The following is a 3313-nucleotide window of genomic DNA, read 5'->3' on the forward strand; positions in this document are numbered from 1 at the left end:
GAACGGCGCGGTGCCCCGGTCCCGGTAGAACCGCGCCAGGCCCAGCACCCCGCCCCGCGCGGCCAGCGGCACCGCCATCCTGGAGTACGCGCCGTTCGCCTGCGCGACCTCCTGCCCGCCGTGCCCGGCCGGCACCGTGTCGTGCTCGGTGATCAGCACCGGGCGCCCCCCGGTCAGCACCTCCTCGTACTGCGAGGTGAGCCCCGGCTCCATCACAGAGCCGACCTCCTCCGCCCGGTGCCCGTCCGCCGCCCGCACGGACCGGAACCCGGCACTGCGCAGCAGCAGATCGCGCCCCAGGGACTCCACCGCCGGCACATCGCCCCGCAGCACCGCGTCCAGTACGTCCACCACGATGGTGTCGGCCAGGTCCGGCACACCGATGTCGGCGAGTTCCTGCGCGGTGCGCACCGTGTCCAGGCTGGTGCCGATCCGGGCGTTCGCCTCCCGCAGCATGCTCAGCCGGACCTGCGCCCGGTGCCGCTCGGTGGCGTCCACCACGCTGAGCGCCACCCCTGGCAGCCCGCCGTCCGCGTCCCGCAGCCGGAACGCGGACAGCGCCAGCACCCGGTCCGGCGCGTCCGGCGTGGCCCCGCCCGCCACCTCCAGGTCCCGCCGGGGCTCCCCGGTGGCCAGCACCTCGTGCAGCATCGCCTCCACCGGCTCCTGGTGCAGACCGGCCGCCCAGTGCCGCAGCGGCTGCCCCAGCGCGCCGCCCAGCGGCAGTACGGCGAAGTCCCCGGCCGCCTCGTTGAAGCCCATCAGCCGCAGCGTGCCGTCGAGCACGTACAGCGGGTGCGGCGAGTCGGCGAAGAGCGCGTCGAGCACGGCCCTGTCCAGGCCACGGCCACGATCCGGAGCCCTGCTGTGCGATGAGTCCACCCCTCCAGACTGCGCCCGCGAGCCGCGTCGTGTCGTCCCGGCCTGACCCCGTCCGCACCGTTCGTGCGCCCCGCCCATCTGTGCCAAGCTCGACACATGACTCCCGCGAACACGACCGGCGACGAAGGCACCACGCTGTACTACGGCGACCTGTCCGCGCCGCACGTGCTCCAGGTCTTCCTGGAGATGCGCGACCGTGCCTCCGCCCGTATGGCCCAGACGCTCCTGGACACCATCCGGAAGGGCGCCGACGACGGAAAGTACGTGGTGAAGTTCCACTTCGCCGGGACGATGGACGACACCGTGGGCGGCAACGGCGACCAGAAGGCGCTCGGCGCGCTGGCCGCAGCGAGCGACGAGGGGCAGAAGCAGTTCATCGAGTACCTCGGCGCCCTCTTCGACAACCAGCCGTTCCCGCCCGCCGATGACAAGTTCGCGCAAGGGGCCGTGCTGCTGTCGGTCGCCGGTGACGTGGACGGCCTGCGCTCGGCCGACTTCGACCGCAAGGTGTCCGACGACACGTATCTGACCTGGGCCGGGGAGTCCGTCTCCACCTTCGAGACCTTCGGCCTGCCCGGCACCCCGGCCGTCTGGTACGACAAGGAGAACATCCCGGTCACCACGGTCGAGGGCGAAGTGGACACCGACCCGCAGAAGTTCCTCGCCGCGATCAGGACGTCCTGACTCCGCCGGATGCGCGCCCGTCCCGCTGGGTAGGGAACGACCGTCCGGCCGTCGGGCCGGGCGGCCTACGCGCGCGCGGACGGGCGCGGGAGGGGACGGGGCGATGACTTCCGAGCGGGAGGCCGGCGGCCGGGTGCTCGCGGTGGCGGTGTACGACGGACGGCTGCTGCTGGTGACCCAGGGGGACGGCGGCCCCTGGACGCTCCCCTCCGGCACCGCCGAACCGGCCGAGACACCGGGCGCGACGGCCGAGCGGGTCGTCTACGAACTCACCGGCCATCTCGTCGACGGCACCGAACCGCTCGGCCCGGCCGACGGCGAGTCCCCGGACGCCGTCCCGGCCGTGGTCTGCCAGTTGCTCACCGGCTCGCCCTCCGGCGGGGCCTCGCTGCCGGCCGAGCAGATCCGCTGGGTCGCCTTCGAGGAGGCCGAGCAGGACGCGCTGCCGCCGGCCGTGCGCACCTATCTCCAGGGCCACAGCCCGGTCTGATCAGCCGTCGAGGAACTTCTCACGGTCCACCACCGCCCGGTCGTCCCCCCCCGCGACCCCCGACCCCGGCACGTCCCCACTGCCCAGCGCCACCGCCGTGTCCGCCTCGGACACCTCGTAGCCACCCCTCCGCCCACTCCAGGGCCTGTCTGTCTGCCGCTCACACGACAGGGGAGTTGCGAAAGCCGTCGGCAAGCACACATCCGACTGCCTGCCCGGATCAGTGGTGGAGAAGCCTCGCCAGCAGCAGATACGCGCGCTGCTCGGCCGCCGCCAGGACCGCCGGGTCGATGCCCGCCGACAGCAGTTCGCCTGCCGCCGCGTCGTCCGCCTCGCGCAACTCGACGACGCTGACGGCCAGATGGACCGGGATCACCGGAGGCGGCGGCCGGGACGGGAAGGCCAGCGCCCGCTCCGCCCGCTCGGTCGCCTCGGTGCACTGCGCGAGCGCCCGCTCCACCCGTACCGACGCCCGGTCGTGCACCACCAGCAGCGCGCACACCAGCGCGATGGCGATGCCGAGCAGCGAGCCGAGCCCCCGGTCCGCGATCAGCTCCTCCGGCGACTCCGGGTCGGCCAGATCGCTCAGCAGTAGCGCCAGCGGGGTCAGGAAGACCACGCCCAGGCCGTAGTTGCGCACGACCACGTACTCCAACAGGAACTCCAGCGCCACGATCACCAGCGCCAGCGGCACCGGCGCCGGATGCCCGGCCAGCACCCCGAGCGCGATGATCAGGCCGAGCGCCGTCCCCAGGGTGCGCTGCACGGCTCGCTGGACCGTGGTGCGGACGTTGACCGAGTGCAGTACGGCCGCCGCCGAGATGGCCGCCCAGTAACCGTGGCCGAGACCGAGCGCCAGTGCGGCACCGCCCGCCACCAGTGTGCCCAGCACCATCCGCAGCGCCGGTACCAGCAGCACCGACACCGGCTTGTGCCCGCCGGGCCGCCCCCGCACCAGCACCCAGGCCCGCCGCGCCTCCGGGTCGTCCGGCACCGGCGCGCGCGGCGAGAAGCGGCGGCCCGGCTCCGCAGGCAGCGAGGAGTACGCGGCCAGGCCGGCCAGCACCTGCGGACACCGCTGGTGCCGGTCCGCCAGCATGCCCGCCTGGGTCCGCAGCAGCCGGGCCAGCTCCGGCGGGTCCTCGGGCGTGCCGCGCGTGGAGTCGATCAGCAGCGACCAGGCCAGATCGGTCAGCCGGACACAGGTGTTGTCCTCCCCGGGCCGCTCGGAGGTGGTCGGCGGGGCGGGCCCGAGCG

General features: G+C 74.0%; 4 protein-coding genes. 2 read left to right on the forward strand and 2 right to left on the reverse strand.

Annotation, left to right across the window (positions count from 1 at the left end):
- Positions 1-828: PAS domain-containing protein (locus GT030_RS06260; protein ID WP_161200223.1), on the reverse strand; the 828-nt coding region annotated here is incomplete at its 3' end.
- A gap of 150 nt (positions 829-978) precedes the next feature.
- On the opposite strand from GT030_RS06260, the gene GT030_RS06265 reads away from it, so the two are divergent.
- Both GT030_RS06265 and GT030_RS06270 read left to right on the forward strand, forming a co-directional pair.
- Positions 979-1566: a thioredoxin domain-containing protein gene (locus GT030_RS06265; RefSeq protein ID WP_161200224.1), complete on the forward strand. Its 588-nt coding sequence runs from the start codon at positions 979-981 to the stop codon at positions 1564-1566.
- A 103-nt stretch (positions 1567-1669) separates the two neighbouring features.
- Positions 1670-2056, forward strand: a complete 387-nt coding sequence (locus GT030_RS06270; protein WP_161200225.1) for an NUDIX domain-containing protein — start codon at positions 1670-1672, stop codon at positions 2054-2056.
- Positions 2057-2276: 220 nt separating this feature from the next.
- On the opposite strand, the gene GT030_RS06275 is transcribed toward GT030_RS06270, so the two are convergent.
- A partial coding sequence (locus tag GT030_RS06275; protein ID WP_202459754.1) for an FUSC family protein occupies positions 2277-3313 on the reverse strand: 1037 nt, incomplete at its 5' end.

It is taken from the genome of Streptomyces sp. SID1328 (assembly GCF_009865595.1).
In the GTDB taxonomy this organism is placed as follows: Bacteria; Actinomycetota; Actinomycetes; order Streptomycetales; family Streptomycetaceae; genus Streptomyces; species Streptomyces griseoluteus.